This is a genomic window from Kerstersia similis (assembly GCF_965139615.1).
Classification (GTDB): Bacteria; Pseudomonadota; Gammaproteobacteria; order Burkholderiales; family Burkholderiaceae_B; genus Kerstersia; species Kerstersia similis.
Window position 1 is genome coordinate 1 of sequence record NZ_CBCSIQ010000006.1, and the last position, 19621, is coordinate 19621.

The 19621-nt window shown below is 61.7% G+C and carries 18 protein-coding genes; 8 read left to right on the top strand and 10 right to left on the bottom strand.

The window, feature by feature from the left end:
• Positions 1-474: MFS transporter (locus tag ACNA1V_RS05405; RefSeq protein ID WP_415832560.1), on the bottom strand; the 474-nt coding region annotated here is incomplete at its 3' end.
• Between the two features lie 194 nt (positions 475-668).
• On the opposite strand from ACNA1V_RS05405, the gene ACNA1V_RS05410 reads away from it, so the two are divergent.
• From ACNA1V_RS05410 to ACNA1V_RS05430, 5 genes are all read left to right on the top strand, one after another.
• Positions 669-980 carry an acylphosphatase gene (locus ACNA1V_RS05410; RefSeq protein ID WP_415832561.1) on the top strand — a complete coding sequence of 104 codons (312 nt, stop codon included), beginning with the start codon at positions 669-671 and terminating at the stop codon, positions 978-980.
• Entirely contained in the window at positions 958-1485 is a 528-nt protein-coding gene (locus ACNA1V_RS05415) for a DNA-deoxyinosine glycosylase (RefSeq protein ID WP_415832562.1), read from the top strand. The genes ACNA1V_RS05410 and ACNA1V_RS05415 overlap by 23 nt, the downstream gene beginning before the upstream one ends.
• Before the next feature lie 253 nt (positions 1486-1738).
• Positions 1739-2908 carry a YncE family protein gene (locus ACNA1V_RS05420; protein WP_415832563.1) on the top strand — a complete coding sequence of 390 codons (1170 nt, stop codon included), beginning with the start codon at positions 1739-1741 and terminating at the stop codon, positions 2906-2908.
• 131 nt (positions 2909-3039) lie between these two features.
• Positions 3040-4818 carry a SulP family inorganic anion transporter gene (locus tag ACNA1V_RS05425; protein WP_415832564.1) on the top strand — a complete coding sequence of 593 codons (1779 nt, stop codon included), beginning with the start codon at positions 3040-3042 and terminating at the stop codon, positions 4816-4818.
• Positions 4819-4877: 59 nt separating this feature from the next.
• On the top strand, positions 4878-5789 hold the full coding sequence (locus ACNA1V_RS05430; protein WP_415832565.1) for a LysR family transcriptional regulator: 912 nt from the start codon (positions 4878-4880) through the stop codon (positions 5787-5789).
• On the opposite strand, the gene ACNA1V_RS05435 is transcribed toward ACNA1V_RS05430, so the two are convergent.
• The 5 genes from ACNA1V_RS05435 to glmS form a co-directional block, all read right to left on the bottom strand.
• Positions 5774-7177, bottom strand: a complete 1404-nt coding sequence (locus ACNA1V_RS05435) for an aspartate ammonia-lyase (protein WP_415832708.1) — start codon at positions 7175-7177, stop codon at positions 5774-5776. The genes ACNA1V_RS05430 and ACNA1V_RS05435 overlap by 16 nt on opposite strands.
• An 84-nt stretch (positions 7178-7261) precedes the next feature.
• Positions 7262-7990 (bottom strand): cysteate racemase, encoded by a 729-nt coding sequence (gene cuyB, locus ACNA1V_RS05440; RefSeq protein WP_415832566.1) that lies wholly within the window; start codon positions 7988-7990, stop codon positions 7262-7264.
• Between the two features lie 149 nt (positions 7991-8139).
• A complete protein-coding gene (locus ACNA1V_RS05445) occupies positions 8140-9447 on the bottom strand; it encodes an MFS transporter (RefSeq protein WP_415832567.1) in 1308 nt (435 codons plus the stop codon).
• Between the two features lie 24 nt (positions 9448-9471).
• Positions 9472-10395, bottom strand: a complete 924-nt coding sequence (locus tag ACNA1V_RS05450; protein ID WP_415832568.1) for a carbon-nitrogen hydrolase family protein — start codon at positions 10393-10395, stop codon at positions 9472-9474.
• 253 nt (positions 10396-10648) lie between these two features.
• Positions 10649-12481, bottom strand: a complete 1833-nt coding sequence (glmS, locus tag ACNA1V_RS05455; RefSeq protein ID WP_415832569.1) for a glutamine--fructose-6-phosphate transaminase (isomerizing) — start codon at positions 12479-12481, stop codon at positions 10649-10651.
• Positions 12482-12670: 189 nt separating this feature from the next.
• On the opposite strand from glmS, the gene ACNA1V_RS05460 reads away from it, so the two are divergent.
• On the top strand, positions 12671-13159 hold the full coding sequence (locus tag ACNA1V_RS05460; protein WP_415832570.1) for an Lrp/AsnC family transcriptional regulator: 489 nt from the start codon (positions 12671-12673) through the stop codon (positions 13157-13159).
• Here the strand turns inward: ACNA1V_RS05460 and ACNA1V_RS05465 are convergent.
• From ACNA1V_RS05465 to ACNA1V_RS05475, 3 genes are read right to left on the bottom strand one after another with little or no spacing between them, the layout of a single operon-like run.
• On the bottom strand, positions 13149-14393 hold the full coding sequence (locus ACNA1V_RS05465; protein ID WP_415832571.1) for an O-antigen ligase family protein: 1245 nt from the start codon (positions 14391-14393) through the stop codon (positions 13149-13151). The genes ACNA1V_RS05460 and ACNA1V_RS05465 overlap by 11 nt on opposite strands.
• 56 nt (positions 14394-14449) lie before the next feature.
• Positions 14450-15298: a polysaccharide deacetylase family protein gene (locus ACNA1V_RS05470; protein WP_415832572.1), complete on the bottom strand. Its 849-nt coding sequence runs from the start codon at positions 15296-15298 to the stop codon at positions 14450-14452.
• Positions 15285-16478 (bottom strand): glycosyltransferase family 4 protein, encoded by a 1194-nt coding sequence (locus ACNA1V_RS05475; protein WP_415832573.1) that lies wholly within the window; start codon positions 16476-16478, stop codon positions 15285-15287. Before ACNA1V_RS05475 ends, ACNA1V_RS05470 begins: the two co-directional genes overlap by 14 nt.
• Before the next feature lie 260 nt (positions 16479-16738).
• Between ACNA1V_RS05475 and ACNA1V_RS05480 the strand changes: the two genes are divergently transcribed.
• Together ACNA1V_RS05480 and ACNA1V_RS05485 are read left to right on the top strand one after the other, a co-directional pair.
• Entirely contained in the window at positions 16739-17815 is a 1077-nt protein-coding gene (locus ACNA1V_RS05480; protein ID WP_415832574.1) for a glycosyltransferase family 4 protein, read from the top strand.
• Complete coding sequence (locus ACNA1V_RS05485) at positions 17812-18618, top strand: glycosyltransferase family 2 protein (protein ID WP_415832575.1); 807 nt, start codon at positions 17812-17814, stop codon at positions 18616-18618. Before ACNA1V_RS05480 ends, ACNA1V_RS05485 begins: the two co-directional genes overlap by 4 nt.
• Positions 18619-18735: 117 nt before the next feature.
• Here ACNA1V_RS05485 and ACNA1V_RS05490 read toward each other — a convergent pair whose 3' ends face one another.
• The gene (locus ACNA1V_RS05490; protein WP_415832576.1) at positions 18736-19578 is read right to left on the bottom strand and encodes a polysaccharide deacetylase family protein; all 843 of its coding nucleotides are present in this window, start codon (positions 19576-19578) and stop codon (positions 18736-18738) included.
• Positions 19579-19621 lie beyond the last annotated feature (43 nt).

Sequence of the window (19621 nt, forward strand, 5' to 3'; positions counted from 1 at the left end):
CCCCCAGCCGCTGACCCGCCCCATGGCCTCGGGCCGGGCCAGTTCCGGCAGAAATGCCGCCACCAGAGACTCGCCATAGCAATACGCCATGTTCGAGCCCGCCACCAGCAGCATGGCCAGCACCACCCCCGCCACGCCGCCCACGCCGGGCGTCCAGGCCAGGGCCGCCGTGAATACGACGCATGCCACGGTACTCACCGCCAGCAAGCGCTTCTTGGCGCCATGGCGGTCGGCCAGCGCGCCCAGGCGCGGCGCAGTCATCATCACCAGGAAGGCCGACACACTGAGCGCCGACGTCCAGGCCAACGTCGCCCACGCTGCACTGTTTGCGATACCGCTGACGAAATAGGCGGCGTACACGGCAGTCAGCACTACCGTCGTGTAGCCGGAATTGGCAAAGTCATAGAGCGCCCAGCCCAGGACTTCGCGCCGGCGTACCCCAGGCCTCAGGACATCACGTGAAAAGCCTTTCATCGGAAACAACCTTCATGACCGGCACGGCGTGCCGGAGTGGATGGAAAACCAAGCCGCCCTGTTGCCTGGCGCTGCGGCCTCAAGCGCTCAAGGTGTGCTGCGCAGCACACCTTAACCGCACCCCAGCCGCAACGCCAGCCCCCGTCCGCCGCTCGCCCACCTGACTCACAACGCGCCGGCCCGCTGCCACTACAATGCCGCTTGCTCTCTTTGATCCTGCTACCTCGTCACGCGCCATGGAAACCGTCCTCGTCACCATCACCGGCAAAGTCCAGGGGGTCTCGTACCGCCATGCCACCGTACGCGAAGCCCATCATTTGAAACTGCGCGGCTGGGTGCAGAACATGGCGGACGGCAGCGTCCAGGCCTTGCTGCAAGGCGAACCTGACCAGATCGACCGCATGCTGGCCTGGATGCGGCGCGGCCCGCCTGCGGCCATGGTCGCCGATGTCCAGCATGAAACCCTCGCCAGCGATAAACGCTATGAAGGCTTCCAGCAGCTCTGACCCTTCCGCCCACGCCGTCGGCTTCCCGCCGATTGCCGCGCCCGGCGCACGCATACTGATCCTGGGCTCCATGCCCGGCCAGCAATCACTACGCGCCCAGGCTTACTACGCACATCCTCGCAATGCCTTCTGGCCCATTATGGCCAGCCTGCTCGGCTTTGTACCGGAAGACAGCTACGCACACCGCACCGCCATGCTGCAACAGCATGGCATCGCGCTTTGGGATGTCCTGCAAAGCTGTGTTCGTCCCGGCAGCCTGGACGCCAATATCGACCGCCAGCAACTGACCTGCAACGACTTCGCCGCCTTCCTGGCGGCCTACCCGGACATCACGCGCATCTGCTGCAATGGCGCGGCTGCCCACGACCTGTTCTGCCGCCATGCCCTGCCGGCGCTGCAGGCGCTGCGCCCGCTGGACGTCCTGCGCTTGCCATCAACCAGCCCGGCCCATGCCGGCATGAGCCGGGACGCCAAACTGCAAGCCTGGCGTGCTGCGCTGAGCTGAACCGGGCATGCATGCCTGCCATCGGTCCGGCCGTTGTCTGCCTGTTGTCCGTCAGTTTTCTGATTTTATGACTGACCATGCAAACACCTGAAATCCAAAAAAACAAAGCCATCTGATTCCCATTACTAAAAAGGGTATGCTTGCACGGCAAAGCTTTTTCTCCGGGCCCACCACCGCCGCAGGCGCGCCACCCTGGCGTCTTCGCTCGCGAGCCCGCCGCTGGCCGGCCCACTCTTCAACCCTGGGAATACCTATGACGTTCCATTCCATCAAGCCGTTCGCCTCCGCCCTTACCCCGCGCGCCGCCAGCCTGCTGGCAGCCGCCAGCCTGGCCCTGGGCGCCCTCGCCCCGGCGCTTGCCACGGCAGACACACCGGTGAGCGCTACGGCCAGCCCCGCTGCGGCCAAGCAGGTCGTGCGCAAGGCTCTCGCCCCCGCACTGTATGAAGTGGTTTACAGCCCGCGCCAGAATGCGGTCTTCGTTGCCTCCGCCGGCGGCTTCGGCCCGGATGCCCCCGCCAGCCGGATCCTGCGCCTGGATCCTGACAGCCTGGCCATCGTTGCCGAAATCCCGGTCAAGGATCGCGCCTTCGGCCTGGCGCTGGACGACGCCAACGACACGCTTTACACCGGCAACACGCTGGATGGCTCGATCAACGCGATAGACACTCGCAACAACACGCTGCGCGGTACCTTGCAACTGATCGAACGTGCTCCCAAGGGCGAACGCGCACCGCTCCACCTGCGCGAACTGCTGGTTGATGCCGACCAGCACCGCCTGTACCTGCCTGCCCTGGGCACCGACGACAGCACCCTGTTTGTTGTCGATACCCGCGACTTCAAACTGCTCAAGGCCATTCCTGGCCTGGGCCGCGTATCCACCGGCATTGCGCTCGACAGCGGCCGCGAACGCCTCTATGTGGTCAACTTCGAAGGCAAGCTCGTCACCATCGACACCAACGCGCTGGAAATCGCCAACATCCAGCAAACTGAGGTCGAACAACCGACCAATCTGGCCTATGACCCGGCCGCACGCCGCCTGTACGTCACCGATCAAGGACAGGAACGCATTACCGAGATGCAGAAGAAATATGCACCCGGTTTCGAGTCGCGCCATCCTGGCGGACGCGTTGCCGTGCTAAACCCCGACACCGCCGAAGTCATCGGGGACGCGGCGGTCGGTAAAGGCGCACTGGGCATCGCGCTGGATGACCAGAACGTCTATAGCGCCAACCGCATTGCCGGCACCGTCACTGTCGTCCGCCGTGCCGACAACGCCATCGTGAGCAGCTATGCCCTGCCCACGCACCCGAACAGCATTGCCCTCGACAACGCCGGCCAACGCCTGTTCGTCACGATCAAAAACGGCCAGGACGCACCCAAGGGCTCATCCGAAGGCCTGGCGCGCATCCAATTGAAGTAAGCCGCCTGCCTGCTGCCGGGGCTGCTGCGGCAATCCCGGCAGCCCCGTGAGGGATACTCTTCGCCGCGGATTCCGCCGATAATCACCGCTTGCCGCGCGCCCCTGTTCCGGCAGCCCCCAGGAATCCGCCCATGACACATCCCACTTCGGAAAACGCTGCGCCGCTGCTCACGGAACAACGCCTGGCCAGCGTGCCGCTGTTTTCGACGCTGCGCATCTACCGGCGTGAATGGCTGAAGGCCGACACCATGGCCGGCCTTTCCGTTGCCGCCATCCAGATTCCCACCGCCATCGCCTACGCCAGCCTGGCCGGCCTGCCACCCATGGCAGGGCTGTATGCCGCCATTCTGCCGCTGGTGGCCTATGCCTTGCTGGGCTCTTCGCGCCAATTGATCGTCGGCCCTGATTCCGCCACCTGCGCCATGATCGCCGCCGCGCTGGCCCCCCTGGCGGTGGCCGGCACCCAGCACTACACCGAAATGTCCATGTTGCTGGCCATCATGGTCGGGCTGCTTTCGATCCTGGGCGGCATCATGCGGCTGGGATTCATCGCCGACTTTCTCTCGCGGCCCATTCTGCTGGGTTTCATGAATGGCGTGGCGCTTTCCATCATCGTCGGCCAGCTGGGCAAACTCAGTGGCATCCCGCTGGATGCCCGCGATCCATTTCTGATCATCCTTGAACTTAGCAGCCGCCTGGCCGAAACACACTGGCCCACCCTGACGCTGGGCGCGCTGGCGCTCGGCCTGCTGGCTGCCTTTTCCTGGCGGCTGCCACGCCTGCCCGGCCCGTTGCTGATCATCGTTCTACTGAGCCTATCCACCTGGCTATTCGGCCTGGATCGCCTTGGCATTCAGGTCGTCGGGGCCGTTTCCGGCGGCCTGCCGACTCTCTCTTTGCCGCAAGTCGGCCTGCGTGATGCCCAGGCCATGTTCGGCGAAGCGGTAGCCATCGCCCTGGTGAGCTTCTGCTCGGCCATGCTGCCCGCCCGCAGCTTCGCCGCCAAGAATCGCTATCGCGTCTATCCCAACCAGGATCTGATTGCGCTGGGTACAGCCAATGTCGCGTCCGGCCTGAGCGGCGGCTTTGCCATCAGCGGCGCAGACTCGCGCACTGCCATCAATGATATGGTGGGAGGCAAGACATCCATGGTGAACCTGGCCACGGCCATTTTCACGGCGCTGGCTGTCCTGCTGCTCGACGGCGGCCTGGCCTGGATTCCTACCGCCGCCCTCGGCGCAGTACTGATCATCGCCGCCCTGAAGATGATAGATATCTCCGCCGTGCGCGACCTGGCACGCATCAGCCCTTTCGAACTGCGCGTGTCATTGCTCGCCACCCTGGGCGTCCTGACTCTCGGCGTCCTGCCCGGCATCATCCTGGCCGTGCTGCTGTCACTGGTCAAACAACTGCGCCTGGTCGCACGGCCCCGCGATGCCGTGCTGGGGGAAGTTCCCAACGGCAGCCGCCTGTTCAACGTCGCGCACTATCCGGCCGCCAGCAGCCCCATGGGCGTGTTGGTGTACCGTTTCGACGCCCCGCTGCTGTTCTTCAACAGCGATTACTTCCGCGAACGCCTGCGCGTGCTGCTCAGTCACAGCGCCCAGCCGGTCAGCGCCGTGGTGCTGGATGCCCAACCGATTCCCACGCTGGATATCACAGGTGCCCTGATGCTGGAAGAAGTCCAGGCCGAGCTGGCCAGCGAAGGCATCATTTTCTGCATTGCAGGCGCCCACGGACAATTCCGGGAATTGCTGGAACGCAGCGGCCTGGCGGAAAAAATCGGTGCGCAACACCTGTTCGCCACCTCGCTGGAAGCCGTCAACCGCCTGCGCACCGAGTTCCTTGAACGCGTACAAACGACACACGAACCCGCCGCGCCTGCCAGGGATGCCCCGCACGTGCCCTGACACGAGCCGAAAACCTCCCACCCCCTGCTTCCTTTTGACTCGTCACCCAGAACCATCACATGAACCACGCCGGTATCGACACCGTTGATCTGAACCTGTTGCGAGTGTTCGAAGCCTTGATGGAAGAAGGAGCGGCCAGCCGGGCCGCTATCCGCCTCGGCGTCACGCAACCTGCCGTCAGCGCGGCTCTCAGCCGCCTGCGGCACCTCTATTCCGATCCTTTGTTCGAACGTACGGGCCGTGGCCTGCGTCCCACCACGCGCGCCAATGAACTCGCACCGCTGATAGAAGAAGCGCTGAACCATTGCCGGCAGGCATTGGCGCCTGCCATGCCCGGCAAAGGCAGCGACGGCCGCAGCATCACGCTCGGGCTTTCAGATGACGGGGAAATGGCTCTCGGCCATACCTTGCTATCACTGGTCAAACGCCATCTGCCAGGCCTGCGCATCATTTTCCGGCAGACCCACAGGGGCGTGGTGCAGGATATGCTCATGCGCCACCAAATCGACCTGGCCATTGCGGCTGGCGGCCTATCCTCCCCCCTGATCGCACGTCATCGGCTGGGACGCGGCAATTACCTGTGCCTGGCCGGGTTGCAGACACCCATTCCAGTCAGTGCCGAAGACTATGCGCAGCGCCCACACCTGCTGGTTTCATCCGGCGGGTTTGTCGGCATCGTGGATGAAGGATTGCGCGCAGCCGGCTACCGGCGCAAGGTCCGTGCATCTACATCGCATTTTGCCGCCGTGCCTTTCCTGCTGGCGGATTCCGATCTGATCACGACCGTCCCTACGCACGCCGCCCATGCAATTGTCCGCATGGCGCCGCTCAAGCATTTTGAGTGCCCAGTCCCGTTACCTTCCTATGAACTGGAACTGGGCGTGCGCATCGGCAGCAAGCATGACGAAGTCCTGCAAACCGTCAAAAACCTGCTGCTGGAAGCCATCCACACCCATTACGTATTGTCGTGACTCCCTGCGGGCTGGGTCAGGCGTTCCGCTACCAATAAACGCGCCAGCTCGTCAGCCTGCAAAATACCCAGCGCTTCGGCAACCGCACCGATGTCCCCGCCGCTGGCCAGCGCCTGCTTGACGATCCTGGCAGCGTTCGCATAACCAATGACCGGATTCAGCGCAGTCACCAAAGTGACGGATTCCGCCACACGCCGCTCCAGCACGGCATGATTGGCCTGTATGCCTTCGACACAGTGATGCTGCAGCGTCTGGCAAGACCTGGCAAGATGCGTCATGCTCTGATGCAAGGCCCAGGCCATCAACGGCTCGAACGCATTGAGCTGCAACTGGCCGGACTCGGCCGCCATGGTCACCATCAGATCATGACCGATCACTTCGAACGCAACCTGGTTCATGGCCTCCGGAATCACGGGATTGACCTTCCCGGGCATGATGGAAGAGCCAGCCTGCCTGGCGGGCAGGAGAATATCGCCCAACCCGGCCTGCGGCCCGGACGACAACAGACGCAAATCGCTGGCGATTTTTGACAGGCGAATAGCCACGCGCTTCAACGCTCCCGATAGCTGCACGAAAGCGCCGGTATCCTGCGTCGCGGCAACCAGATCCTGGGCAGCCACCACCGGCAGGCCGCTGCAGCGCGCCAGATAGCCGATCACCAACGTCCCATAGCCTGCAGGCGTATTGATGCCGGTACCGATGGCAGTCGCCCCCAAGTTGACCTCCAACAGCCCTTGCTGCGCCTCGCGAAGACGTTTTTCGTCTTCGCCCAGCATGGCGGCGAACGCGCCGAACTCCTGGCCCAGCGTCATCGGCACCGCATCCTGCAATTGCGTCCTGCCGATCTTCAACACCTCCCGGAACTCGCTCGCCTTGCGCTCAAAAGCCTGGCGCAACCCTGACAATGCCAGCAGCAGGGTATCAAGATCCGCATGTGCCGCCAGCCTGAGCGCCGTCGGATACACATCGTTGGTACTTTGCGAAGCATTGACATGGTCGTTGGGATGCACCAGATGGTAATCCCCCGGCTCGCCCCCCAAGTGCACGATCGCGCGATTGGCAATGACCTCATTGGCATTCATGTTCGTCGAGGTTCCGGCACCCCCCTGGATCACATCGACAACGAACTGGTCATGCCATTGGCCTGCCAGCAGTTCATCGCAGGCTGCGGCAATGGCGCCTGCGACGGAAGGCGCCAGCACCCCCAGGTTTTCGTTGGCCAGCGCCGCGGCCTTCTTGACGGCAGCCAACGCCCTGACCAGAGCCGGCATCTGCGCCAGAGACTGGCCGGTAATGGGGAAATTTTCCACAGCCCGGGCCGTATGCACTCCCCAATATGCCTCACGCGGCAATGGTTTGCTGCCCAGAAAATCCGCTTCGGTACGCATAGGATGAGTTGTCATGCATTGTTCCTGAAAAAAATGGTGTTCTGGCCGCCCTGGCCTGTCGCTGTGCAGCCATGGCGGCCAGGGCTAGGCATGAGTGGCGCTGGCTCGTTCCGCCTGCGACCAGGCCACGCAGCGGCGCGCCAAGGCAGCGCTGGCATCCACCACAGGCAAAGGCGCATTGCTGCCGTTCAGTACCACGGGGATCTCGGTACAACCCAGAATGACAGCCTGTGCGCCGCGCTTGCCCAGCGCAGCCGCCGCCTGGCTCAAGAACTCCGCCCCTTGCGCGATCTCCCCGGCCTTGACGGCCGCAATCCCCGGCATGACCCACTCCACCATTTCTCGCGCAGTCGGCAACAGCCATTGCATCGGCTGGCCGCTGGCCGGCCGCCGGTTCACATAAAGACCGGACGCGATCGTGCCATCCGTCGCAAGCAAGCCGATCCGCCCATCGTTGCCCGCCAGTGCGGCGGCATCATCCAGGGCAGCATCCACAAGATGCAGCATGGGAACCCCCAACGCTGCCTGCAAGGGTTCGAACCACAGATGGGCCGTATTGCAAGGCACCACGATCAGGCAGGCGCCCGCCTCCACCAGGCGCCTGCCGCTTTCTATCATGGCAGCCAGCGGGGAATCGCCCTCGCCGCGGAATGCCGCCGTACGATCCGGAATCTGCGGGATGCAGGCCGTCACTACGGGAATATGATCCTGATCCCGCTGTGCCTCGGTGGCATCCAGCACCTTGTGCATAAAGTCTATCGTCGCCAGCGGCCCCATGCCGCCCAGAACGCCCAACAAGCCGGGAGTGCTCATCGCGGTGTTCTCCCCTTGCTTCCTATCCATGACTGGATTTGCATGATTGCTACCCTCGAAATTTGATGCGCCGCGCTCGGCGCAAAACATGGCCATCGTGGTGAGGCGCACCATGGCGGCGCGCCTCTGCCCTCAGGCGAAGAAAAGGATCAGACGGCCGTCCCGGCGCTTGCATCACGTACGACACTGTCAGAGAGTAGGCGCTGCGGCATTGCCAGGATCAGGACGCAGGCTCCCAGAACCAACACGCCAGCGAACAGATAGAGTCCGGCATTGATGCTACCGGTACTGTTCTTGATCATGCCCAGGACAGTCGGGCTGACAAATCCGCCGAACAGGGCCAGCGAGTTGATCAGCGCAATACCGCCAGCGGCTGCATTGCCGGACAGATAGCGCGTCGGAATCGTCCAGAACAAGGGCATGGCGGCATACAGGCCCACCGCAACCACACTCAGGCAAAGCAGGCCTAGGATCAGATTGCCCTGCACCAGCGTGCAAGCCACCAGCCCCAGTGCCGCCGCGCAGAGGCACGAGAAGAGATACCAGCGGCGCTCCCCCGTCACATCGGAACGCCGGCCAATCATGATCATGCCCAGCGCACTGGCGATGAAAGGCAATGAGGTCAGCATGCCGATCTGGAACGGATCATTCACTCCGTATCCTTTGATCATGCCGGGCAGCCAGAAACCGAGGATATAGAGACCGCTCATGACCGAGAAGTACACAAAGGCCAAGGCATAGACCCTGGGGTCACGTGCCACCTGCCCCAGGTGATGCTTGCCATCCGGCATCGGCGTGCCCACCTCCCGCTCGATCTGCTCGCGTTCCTGTTGCGTCAGCCATTTCGCTTCTTGAGGCCTATCCGTCAAAACAAAAGCGGCAATCACGCCCAGCACCACCGCAGGCGCGCCTTCCAGCAAAAACATCCACTGCCAGCCATGCAGGCCATGCACCCCATCCATGTACTTGATCAACCAGCCGGAGACCGGGCCGCCGATAATGCCGGCAATGGCAATCGCTGACATGAATACGGCAATGATGCCGCCACGCAAGCGCACCGGGAACCAATACGTCAGGTACAAAATAATGCCGGGGAAGAAACCTGCCTCGAATGCCCCGAGCAAGAAACGCACGACATAGAACTGCAAGGGGGTCTGCACGAACATCATGCAGGAAGACACAATCCCCCAGGCGATCATGATGCGCATGATGGTTTTGCGCGCCCCGATCTTCGTCAGGAACATATTGCTCGGCACTTCGAACAGCACATAGCCGATGAAGAAGACACCGGCTCCCAAGCCATATACCGCATCACTGAAATTCAGATCCTGCTGCATCCGCAAGGCGGCAAAACCAATGTTGACCCGATCCAGATACGCCACGATATAGCTGATGAACAGCAGCGGCAGTACCTTCCAGGCAATCTTCCGATACACCCCATTATTGTTTTCTTGCATGCTTGTCTCCTGGGAAGATAGTTTTTATTTTTTGAAGACCACCGACGCCTTGGGCCGCTCGTCCACCATCAGGGTGAACACGTCGGGGCGGGAGTAGTGGCCAACCACATCAAAGTCATAACGGGCCTTGATCAGGTCTGCCGAGTCGATCTGTGCCACCAGCAGGCCTTCCTGGTTTTTCAGGGGGCCGACGATCACTTCGCCCATGGGACTGAGAATCACGCTGCCACCCTGCATCAGCGGCCGGTCTTCATCCCAATGCGGCACGCTGGTACCCGCTTCGCGCGGCGACGGCTGGTACTGGCAGGCGCTCACCAGGAAACAACGGCCCTCATGGGCGATGTGGCGCATGGAAATCAGCCAGTTATCGCGTTCATCCACCGTCGGAGCGCACCAGACATCAACCCCCTTGGCATACATGGCCGTGCGCAGCAACGGCATATGGTTTTCCCAGCAGATCGCCGCACCGATCTTCCCTGCGGGCGTCTCCACCACCGGCAAGGTAGAACCGTCGCCCTGGCCCCAGATCAAGCGTTCGCTGCCAGTCGGCATCAACTTGCGATGCTTGGCGCACAAGCCGGTCTCAGGTGAAATGAACAAGGCGGAACAATGCAACGTGCTACCGTCGCGCTCAATCACGCCCACCACCAGATACGCCCCGGTGCGGGCGGCCAGCCCTTCCAGTTCCGCAGTTTCCGGCCCCGGCACATCAATGGCATTTGCGGCATAGCGCTCGAAAGCGGCACGGCCTTCCGGAAGCCGGTAGCCGACATAGGTGCTGAAGGTTTCGCCTTTGGGATAGCCGCCCAGCAAGGCTTCCGGCATCACCACCAGATCGGCACCCGCCTGCTTGATTTCATGCTCGTAGGCCAGAATCCGAGCCAGAGTTTTTGCCTTTCCATCCGGATGCGATCCTATTTGCAGCGCAGCAACCGTGGAACTTGTCATGACATATCCTTTTTATGATGAATGGTGTTGACATGGTGTCTTCCGCCAAGATATTCATCAATTGCTTTAAAAGGACATCTAATATCAATTGAATTGATATCGAACTAGAAATTCCAGCCATCCGGCCAGAGAAAATCCCTAGCGTCATGGCGATCCGCAGCGTTCCGGACAGCCATAAAAAACGCCGTTCCTGATCACAGGAACGGCGTCATTGCCGGTGTCCATGGACACCGGCAGCACAAGCAGTGCGGTCTTATTCCACCGTCACGCTCTTGGCCAGGTTGCGCGGCTTGTCCACGTCCGTGCCACGCGAGCACGCGACATGGTAGGCCAGCAACTGCAAGGGGATGGTGTGGAGGATGGGCGACAGGCGGCCATAGTGCTCCGGCATGCGGATCACGTGCACACCTTCGGTGCTGCTGATGTTGGTATCGGCATCGGCAAACACATACAGCTCACCGCCGCGTGCACGCACTTCCTGCATGTTGGACTTCAGCTTTTCCAGCAGCTCATCGTTGGGCGCCACCACCACCACCGGCATGGCATCCGTCACCAGCGCCAGCGGGCCGTGCTTGAGCTCGCCCGCGGGGTAGGCTTCCGCATGGATATAGCTGATTTCCTTGAGCTTCAGCGCGCCTTCCAGCGCGATCGGGTAGTGCGAACCCCGGCCCAGGAACAGGGCATTTTCCTTGCTGGCGAATTGCTCCGACCAGGCAATGATCTGCGGCTCCAACGCCAGCACGGCGCCAATGGCGGCAGGCAGGTGGCGCAACTGGCGGATATAGTCGGCTTCCTGCTCTGCAGACAGGCGGCCACGCACCTGTGCCAGCGCCAGGGTCAGCAGGAAGAGCGCCGTCAGCTGGGTCGTGAAGGCCTTGGTGGAAGCCACGCCGATTTCCACGCCGGCACGCGTAATGAACGACAGCGCGCACTCGCGCACCATGGCACTGGTGGACACGTTGCAGATCGTCAGCGTGTGCTTCATGCCCAGCGAACGGGCATGCTTGAGCGCAGCCAGCGTATCGGCCGTTTCGCCGGATTGCGACACCGTCACCACCAGGGTACGCGGGTTGGGCACGCTTTCGCGGTAACGGTACTCGCTGGCGATCTCGACACTGACGGGAATACCCGCCATGGCTTCGATCCAGTACTTGGCCGTCAGGCCGGCATAGGAACTGGTGCCGCAGGCCAGAATCAGGACTGAGTCGATTTCCTTGAAAATCTGGTAGGCGCCATCACCGAACTGTTCCGGCGTGATGCTCTCGATATCCTGCAGGGTATCGCTGACGGCACGCGACTGTTCGAAGATTTCCTTCTGCATGAAATGGCGATACGGGCCCAGTTCGGCCTCGCCGGTATGCACATGGACAATCTGCGCCTCACGATCGACACGCTTGCCGGCGGCATCAACAATCCACACGCCTTGCAGTTGCAGGTCAACCACATCGCCATCTTCCAGATAGATGATGCGATTGGTCGTGCCGGCCAGCGCCAAGGCGTCCGATGCCAGGAAGTTCTCGCCATCGCCCAGCCCGACGACCAGCGGCGAACCCTGGCGGGCGCCGACGACGCGATGCGGCTCGTCACGGGAAAAGACGGCGATGGCATAGGCGCCTTCCAGGCGGCGCACCGCCTGCTGCACGGCTTCGAACAGGTCGCCCTGGTACAGATGATTGACCAGATGGGCAATCACTTCCGTATCCGTCTGGCTTTCAAATACATAACCCACTGCGCTCAGTTCTGCGCGCAGCTGATCATGGTTTTCGATGATGCCGTTATGCACCAAGGCAATACGCGGCTCTTCCTGACCCTTGGCGGAAAAATGGGGGTGAGCGTTCTGCGTCAGCGGGGCGCCATGGGTGGCCCAGCGCGTGTGCGCAATACCGGTGAAGCCATGCAGGTGATCCTGGCGCACCTGATCAGCCAGCTCCGATACGCGCTTGGTCGTGCGCGAACGCTGCAGGCGGCCATCCAGGTGCACGGCAATGCCGCAAGAATCATAACCACGATATTCCAGCCGTCGCAGACCTTCGATCAACACAGGGGTGATGTCACGTTGCGCAACGGCGCCAACAATACCGCACATAGGAAACTTCCTCCGCTGAGCAGTTTGCGCTGCGTCACCATGACGTGCTGCTCTGCCCAATCTTTGCTATCAGCATTCTGCGTCAAACCAGAAGAAATTTGATCCCTAATTTCCGTTAATTTTGAAAGAAAATTTCTCACACCATAGGGTGTGAAATTTTTCATCATAAAATGATGGAAAAGGAAATTTATGGAAAACACCGTGGACGAAAGCAGCGCAAATCGCCTGGATGAACTGGATTACCGTATCCTCAACGCCTTGCAGCAGGACAGCAGCCAGACCAACCAGGAACTGGCCGCCCGTGTCCATGCCTCGCCAGCGACCTGCCTGCGCCGGGTACGCCGGCTTCAGGACGAAGGAATCATCGTACGCCAGGTCGCGCTGCTGGACCCCGCCAGACTGGGCCGCAACCTGATCGCCATCGTGGAAATCTCACTGGATATTCAGACCAGCGAAGCCATGGCCGACTTCGAAGCGCTGGTTCTGCACGAGCCTGCTGTACAACAATGTTACCGAGTCGCACCAGGGCCGGACTTCATTCTGCAACTGCTGCTCAGCGATATGCCTGCCTATCATGCGCTGGCGCACCGGTTGTTTTCACAACAGCAGAATATCCGCAATGTCCGGACCTTCTTCTGCACGCACCGCACGAAATTCGAGCCTGGCCTCACACTGTAAGGGCCGGCTCCCTTTCCGCCGCGCGGATCAGCGACCAGATGATGACCATCATGAAGAACAGCACCATGACACCGCTGTTGTGGCTGAGGAACGCCTGCGACAGGCCGAAATCCATATATGACACGCACAGCACGGCGCCTGCCGCCGCATAAGGCTGTCGCCTGATCTGACCTTCGCCCAGCATGCGCATGAACATGCGCAAGGGCACCAGGTACAGCAACAGCAGCGACAGCAAGCCCAGCACGCCACGCTTGACGGAAACATCTATGTATTCGTTGTGCAAATGGGTGAATTCGCCAATGACAGGATCTACCTTGCCTTCTGCGATCAGCTGATCGCGGTACGCGATATAGCCTTTGCTTCCCATGCCCAGCAACGGTTGTTCCTGTATGGCATAGCTGCCCGCTTTCCACATCTCGAAGCGCCCGCCCAGCGACGACGCGGGATTATCTTCCTGGAAATAGAGTTCCAGATCCGAGAAGGCCGAATCGACCCGTTCCTTGACGCCCGTGGCAGGCACGGCATACAGGCAGGCACCCAGCACCACCAGGCCGCCCAGCAAGCCCCACAGCTGACTGGGCCGCAGACCCTTGCCATAGGCGCGCACCAACACCAGGAAGATGAAAGGCACGCCTATCCAGCCGCCGCGCGAACCGGAAAAGATGGACCCCATAAACCCGCCCAGCATGCCCAGCGCCAGCAATATCCCCCAACGCCAGCGCCGCTGCTGCAATTGGCTCCACCCCGCCAGGCCTGTCAGGGACAGCATGCCCAGCAGCATCGAAATATTGCCGAATTGGATCGTGCTGGTAAAACCTTCGGCCCGTTCCAGGCCCAGAACCAGTTTCTGCCACCCTGCCCAGAGCCCCACGACAATCGCCCCGATCGCCACGCCAGCCCAGAGCGCCTTGCCATTGGGCGGATAGCGCAGCAACCACAGCAAGGCAGGAATCGCCAGCAAGATACGCAAGGGCTTATCCAGGCTGGAGCCTGGCTGGCCGTCACGCCATATTTCCAGCGCCCATACCGCGAAATAAAACAGGAATACGGCAATCAGCCAGACGTCACGCCGCTCCAGTTTGGGCATGAATCCTGGCACAAACAATGCCACCAGGCCGGCCAGACTCAAGAACAGCGCAACGGAATAACCCGACGGCACCACCAGAGCAATGGCTCCGGTCAGGAACACCACGATGGAGGAAAACAGAAAAGCGAAAGAAGCCCGGTTAGGCATAATCAAACAGACCTTTGAGGACGAGATCGCTGCTCACAAACCAATATGCTCCGCCATCACGCGCCTGGCGGCAAGCCTTTTTTCCAGGCCTTGAAACGGTTGAACAGTGGAGAAATCAGCGGATGGCTATGATAGCGGAAGCGCTGGCGCAGCCAGTTCGCAGGCCGGTTGCTGATGGCGAAGCGATAGATATGCAGCGGGTCACCATGCGGCAGATTACGGCCAAAGGCATGCGTGGTGTAAAGATGATCAAAGCCGCATTCGCGCGCCACTTCAACATAGTCCGGGTCGAAATACCCTTGTGGCCAGCACAGATGGGAGGTCGCCCCCCCGAGATGGCGGTCCATATCGGCACGCGACAGCAGCAAATCCTCGCGCAAACGCGCACGCCGTTCATCAGGTGCCAACCCCCGCTTGTCCCAGCGGGTATGGGTATGCGTATGGCTGTGGATTTCAAAGGTTCCGGCTGCCACCATGGCCTGCAGTTCACTCCAGCGCGCAATGACTGCATCACTCTGCCCGGCTTCGATCATGGCTTCGCAGGCCCGGTGTTCCGGCGTCTCAGGCAAGCTGCCCCCGCTGCCCAGGCAAGGACGCACCGGCCCGTCATGCGTCCAGCCTGTCACCTGAAACAGCACGGCCCGCATCCCGTAGCGCTGCAGTAAAGGATGCGCATACACCCAGTTATCCAGGTAGCCGTCATCAAAGGTAATCAACACCGACTTTTCCGGCACCGCCTGCCCCGCCAGAAAACCACTGAACTGCGCCGCGCTCAACGACGTCCAGCCGTCACGCGCCAGCCAGGCCAGCTGATCCTCGAATATGTCCGGCGCGACAGTAATCATGCCGGGCGACGGCGATACATGATGGTGCATCAGCACCGGCACAAACTTAGCAGATGTCATATCCCCGCTCGCTCAACCATTTCGCGTAATACCGTTCTATCAATTCCGCCTGCCCAGGCAAGGTGAAGCGCGCTTCGCCGCGTATCCAGTCCCAACCGGCAAGACCCATGGCCCGGCGCCGCTCGCCATCCGCCACCAGTGCTTCCAGCGCCGCCGTCAATGCCGCGGTATCGCCCAAGGGGCACAGCAACGCATTGCCATCGCGCACCGCCATTTCCGGAACGCCGCCGACGTCCGTAGCCACGATGGGCAATCCGGCGGCAGCCGCCTCCAGCACAGCCGTGCCGCTGGCTTCCATATGTGTCGCCAAGGCAAAGATATCGAAGCCGAACATCAGATCGGCCACATCGGCACGATAACCGAGAAACATCACACGGTCGGCCACTCCCATCTCCGCCGCCTGTGCCCGCAACGCCCGCTCCACCACTTCGCCGTCGCCCGCAATCACGAGCTTCAGGCCGGCATGGCGCCTGAACAGCGGCCCCATGGCCGCCAGCAGATCTCGATGCCCTTTGGCTGGCCGCAGAATCGCCACACAGCCCACCACGATATCGGCTTCCGTCATACCCAGCGCCAGGCGTGCGCTGCGGCGTGTCCGTTCACGATGGACTGCCACATCTTCCCCGCTGCCCCAGCGCTCCTCCGGAAAAGTGACGGTCGGCGAGGCGATACCGATATGGTGGCGGGGAATGCCCCGGCTCACCATGTAATCGCGCACAAACTCGCTGACCGTCAGCAGGCGGTGCGGCAGCCAGGTGTAGCTCAACAGGGAATTGATGGGATTCATCAGGTGGCGCGTCCTCACCACCAGCGGAACGCCGGCCAGGCGTGCGCCAGCCGCCGCAATCAAGGTATCACGGCGGCTGGTCGTATGCACGATATCGTAGCGTTCGGCGCGCACCAGCCGATTCACGGCAAACACCCCGCGCACCCAGCGCGCCATGCCACCCATTTTCAGCGTATGCACGGTAAAGCCCGCCGCCCTCACACGTTGTTCCAGAGGCGTGCCCGACTGGCAAAGCAGGGACATCTCATGCCCACGCTCGCGCATCGCCAACATATGGCGGTACGTATAGATTTCCTGTCCGCCCATATGCCGGGCAGAATCAGTATGAAGAATTCGGTATTTTTTCACGGCCCTACTTGGTGACTGCACACGCAGCATCAGAAGCCAGTCCATCCGCTGGCTCGGGTCATTGTTTTCAAGCGGCAAGTGGCCGGGCCCTGACATCTGCGCCAAGTTGCCCGCGGACGGCCCGATGTTATTTCCGTCCCCACTGCCGGCGGGCGTTATCATATCCCGAGCCTACGGATACGATGACTAAAAACAAAAGAACTTTCTTAAGCAGGGTTTGCGCAACACCTCATGCCGGTTCCTAAGCCAGGCATCGGCAGCCTGAATCAATATAATCAGCGGTTTACATCCGCGTCCTCAACGACATGCGCATTCTGCAGATCAACACCGAGAAAAGCTGGCGCGGCGGCGAACGCCAGACGCTGCTGAGCATGCAGGCATTCCGGGCCGCAGGCCATGAGGCGGAACTGCTGGCCCGCGCCGGTTCGCCGCTGTTCCAGCAAGCCAGCAATGCGGGCTTCACCTGCCATGGCGTACACCGCAGCAGTGCCATCGGCCCGTTCCTGGCCCGATGCGGCAAACGCTACGACATCATTCATTGCCAGACGGCAGGCTCCTTGACCTGGGCCGTCCTGACAAAATGGATCTACCGGCGTCCGCTGGTCTTTTCCCGCAGGACGACCATGCCGGTCGAGCGGCGCGAGACCATGACACGTTTCAAATGGCTGCATGCCGACGCCATCGCGACCGTCAGCGCCAGTGCGGCGCTGGAGCCACAGCGTCTGGGCGCGCACCCCGTCGTCATCCACAGCGCCGTCGTGCCTCCGCCTGCCGATGACCCCGCCATTGCCGCCCGCCTGGCCGGTTTCCAGGAAGAGTATGCCGCCCCCGGCAGGCACCTGATTGGTACGGCCGCCTCGCTCACCTGGGAAAAAGACCCGGAAACCCTGATCCGCGCCCTGGCAGCACTCAAGGCCAAGCGCCAGGATTTCCTGTTCCTGCACATGGGCACCGGTGGCCCGCTGCAGGCAGCCGTGCAACAGTTGGTCGAAACCCTGGGCCTGGGCGAGCACTACCGCCATATCGGCTTTCTGAAAAATGTAGAAGACATCTATCCGGCACTGGATCTCTTTATTCTGACCTCGGTACAGGAAGGCCTGAGCACTGCCGTGCTGGATGCCTTCCTGCGCCATGTCCCGGTCGTCTCCACCGATGCCGGCGGGCAGGCGGAAGGGCTGGCCGATGGCCGGGGCATGCTCTGCCCGGCAGGTGACGCGCAGGCGCTGGCCGATGCCATGGACTTCGTCCTGGATCATCCCGCCGAGCGAACCGAAATGTGCCGGCGCGCCTATGACTACGTCACGACTGAACACAGCGTGGCGACGATGGCGCAAAACTACCTGGATCTCTATCAGTCCCTTCTGGATCGTCGCCGCTCATGATGCCCACTTCCGCTTCCGCCCCCCGTGTCCGGCTTTCTGTCATTCTGATCACCAAGAACGAAAGCAAGCATATCGGTGCCTGCCTGGAGTCCGTCAGCTTTGCCGATGAAATCATCGTGGTCGATTCAGGCAGTACGGACGACACCCGGGAAATCGCGGCCCGCCACGGCGCACAAGTGCATGAAACCCGCGATTGGCCCGGTTTCGGCCCGCAGAAAAACCGCGCGCTGGACCTCGCCACCGGCGACTGGGTCTTTTCCATCGACGCAGACGAACGCGTTACCCCCGAGACGGCGCAGGAAATCCAGGCATTGATCCACTCCCAGCCGGCGCAGGACGCTTATCGGGTCGCCCGCCTGTCCTATTTCTGCGGCCAGGCAATCCGGCACAGCGGCTGGTGGCCCGACCATGTGCTGCGCCTGTTCCGGCGGGGCAGCGCACGCTTCACGGACGCCAAGGTGCATGAAAAGCTGGTATGCAATACCAGCGCAAGCGGCGTGCTGCGCCACCATCTCATCCACTACCCCTATGACAGCCTGGAAGCCCTGCTCAACAAGGTGAACCGTTATTCCAGCGATGCCGCCGCCATGATGTATGCGCGTGGCAAGCGCACGACAACCCTGGGTGCGCTGGGACACGGCATCTGGACCTTCATTCGTTCGTACATCATCCGGCGCGGTTTCCTGGATGGCCGGGCGGGCTTGATCATTGCCGTCGCCGGCGGCACCGGCAGCTTCTTCCGCTATTCCAAGCTGCTGATGCTGCAACAGGCGGCAGCAGACCCCGCCTCACGGCAGGGGTAGCCGCCGGCCTACTGCCCGGCCCTGCGTCAATGCTGACGCCAGCCATTGCCCACGGCAGTACCGGCAGCCGCCATCACTCCAGGCGTCCGGGCTGCCCAAGCACTGCGCCGCCCGGCATCACCCCTTCCAGCGGTTGTACAGCCGCCCCAGCAGATCTGGCATGGCCAGCCGCAGCCTCAGGCCGAACAAACGTCCACCCCGGTTGCGCACCGAGACACGCCAGATCGAATCCGTTCCGCTGCCCAAGGTGTTGTAGCCATGGCTCTTGGTGGTATAGAACACCGAAAACCCAGCCTCGCGCGCCACCTCGAGGTAATCCTCGTCAAAGTAGCCCTGCGGCCAGCATAAATGCTCGGTCGCGCCCCCCATGTGCGTCTCGAAATAAGCCCGCTGCGCCCGCAGATCCTGTGCCAGCCCGTCGCGCTTTTCTGCTGCACTGGCAGCAACCTTGTCCCAGCGGGTATGGGTATGCGTGTGTGCATGGAATTCGAAAGTACCGGCGCTGCGCATGGCATCCACTTCACTCTGCCGCACAATGACGCGATCCGTCTCACCCGCCGCAATCAGACGCTTGCACTCCGCATGCGACCAGCATTCGAAATCCGCCAGACGGTCCCGGCGAATTGCTTCGATATCTGCACACGGACGAATGGCACCGGTGCCGATCCAGTCAGTCACGACAAACATGATGGCCGTGAAACCATAGGCTTGCAGCACAGGATGGGCATACTGCCAATTGTCGAGATACCCATCATCGAAGGTGAGCACCACAGACCGCCTGGGCACCGGACGGCCTTCCACCAGGAAGGCGCGCAATTGTTCTGCCGTCAGCGTTTGCCAGCCATGCTTATGCAACCAATGCATCTGGCTGGCAAACAAGCGAGGACTTGTCGATAACCCCTCGGCCACCGGTGAAACGTGGTGGTACATCAGGACGGGAACTGCTGGGGAAAAACTCACTCTACTACCCTCGCTTATCGGCTGACAGCCTGTCAGCCGGCGC

What these genes read in the sequence shown, in the direction of transcription:
- ACNA1V_RS05410 (WP_415832561.1), top strand. Translation starts at nt 669, where the DNA reads ATGCCGCTTGCTCTCTTTGATCCTGCTACCTCGTCACGCGCCATGGAA.
- ACNA1V_RS05415 (WP_415832562.1), top strand. Translation starts at nt 958, where the DNA reads ATGAAGGCTTCCAGCAGCTCTGACCCTTCCGCCCACGCCGTCGGCTTC.
- ACNA1V_RS05420 (WP_415832563.1), top strand. Translation starts at nt 1,739, where the DNA reads ATGACGTTCCATTCCATCAAGCCGTTCGCCTCCGCCCTTACCCCGCGC.
- ACNA1V_RS05425 (WP_415832564.1), top strand. Translation starts at nt 3,040, where the DNA reads ATGACACATCCCACTTCGGAAAACGCTGCGCCGCTGCTCACGGAACAA.
- ACNA1V_RS05430 (WP_415832565.1), top strand. Translation starts at nt 4,878, where the DNA reads ATGAACCACGCCGGTATCGACACCGTTGATCTGAACCTGTTGCGAGTG.
- ACNA1V_RS05435 (WP_415832708.1), bottom strand. Translation starts at nt 7,177, where the DNA reads ATGCGTACCGAAGCGGATTTTCTGGGCAGCAAACCATTGCCGCGTGAG.
- cuyB (WP_415832566.1), bottom strand. Translation starts at nt 7,990, where the DNA reads ATGAGCACTCCCGGCTTGTTGGGCGTTCTGGGCGGCATGGGGCCGCTG.
- ACNA1V_RS05445 (WP_415832567.1), bottom strand. Translation starts at nt 9,447, where the DNA reads ATGCAAGAAAACAATAATGGGGTGTATCGGAAGATTGCCTGGAAGGTA.
- ACNA1V_RS05450 (WP_415832568.1), bottom strand. Translation starts at nt 10,395, where the DNA reads ATGACAAGTTCCACGGTTGCTGCGCTGCAAATAGGATCGCATCCGGAT.
- glmS (WP_415832569.1), bottom strand. Translation starts at nt 12,481, where the DNA reads ATGTGCGGTATTGTTGGCGCCGTTGCGCAACGTGACATCACCCCTGTG.
- ACNA1V_RS05460 (WP_415832570.1), top strand. Translation starts at nt 12,671, where the DNA reads ATGGAAAACACCGTGGACGAAAGCAGCGCAAATCGCCTGGATGAACTG.
- ACNA1V_RS05465 (WP_415832571.1), bottom strand. Translation starts at nt 14,393, where the DNA reads ATGCCTAACCGGGCTTCTTTCGCTTTTCTGTTTTCCTCCATCGTGGTG.
- ACNA1V_RS05470 (WP_415832572.1), bottom strand. Translation starts at nt 15,298, where the DNA reads ATGACATCTGCTAAGTTTGTGCCGGTGCTGATGCACCATCATGTATCG.
- ACNA1V_RS05475 (WP_415832573.1), bottom strand. Translation starts at nt 16,478, where the DNA reads ATGGACTGGCTTCTGATGCTGCGTGTGCAGTCACCAAGTAGGGCCGTG.
- ACNA1V_RS05480 (WP_415832574.1), top strand. Translation starts at nt 16,739, where the DNA reads ATGCGCATTCTGCAGATCAACACCGAGAAAAGCTGGCGCGGCGGCGAA.
- ACNA1V_RS05485 (WP_415832575.1), top strand. Translation starts at nt 17,812, where the DNA reads ATGATGCCCACTTCCGCTTCCGCCCCCCGTGTCCGGCTTTCTGTCATT.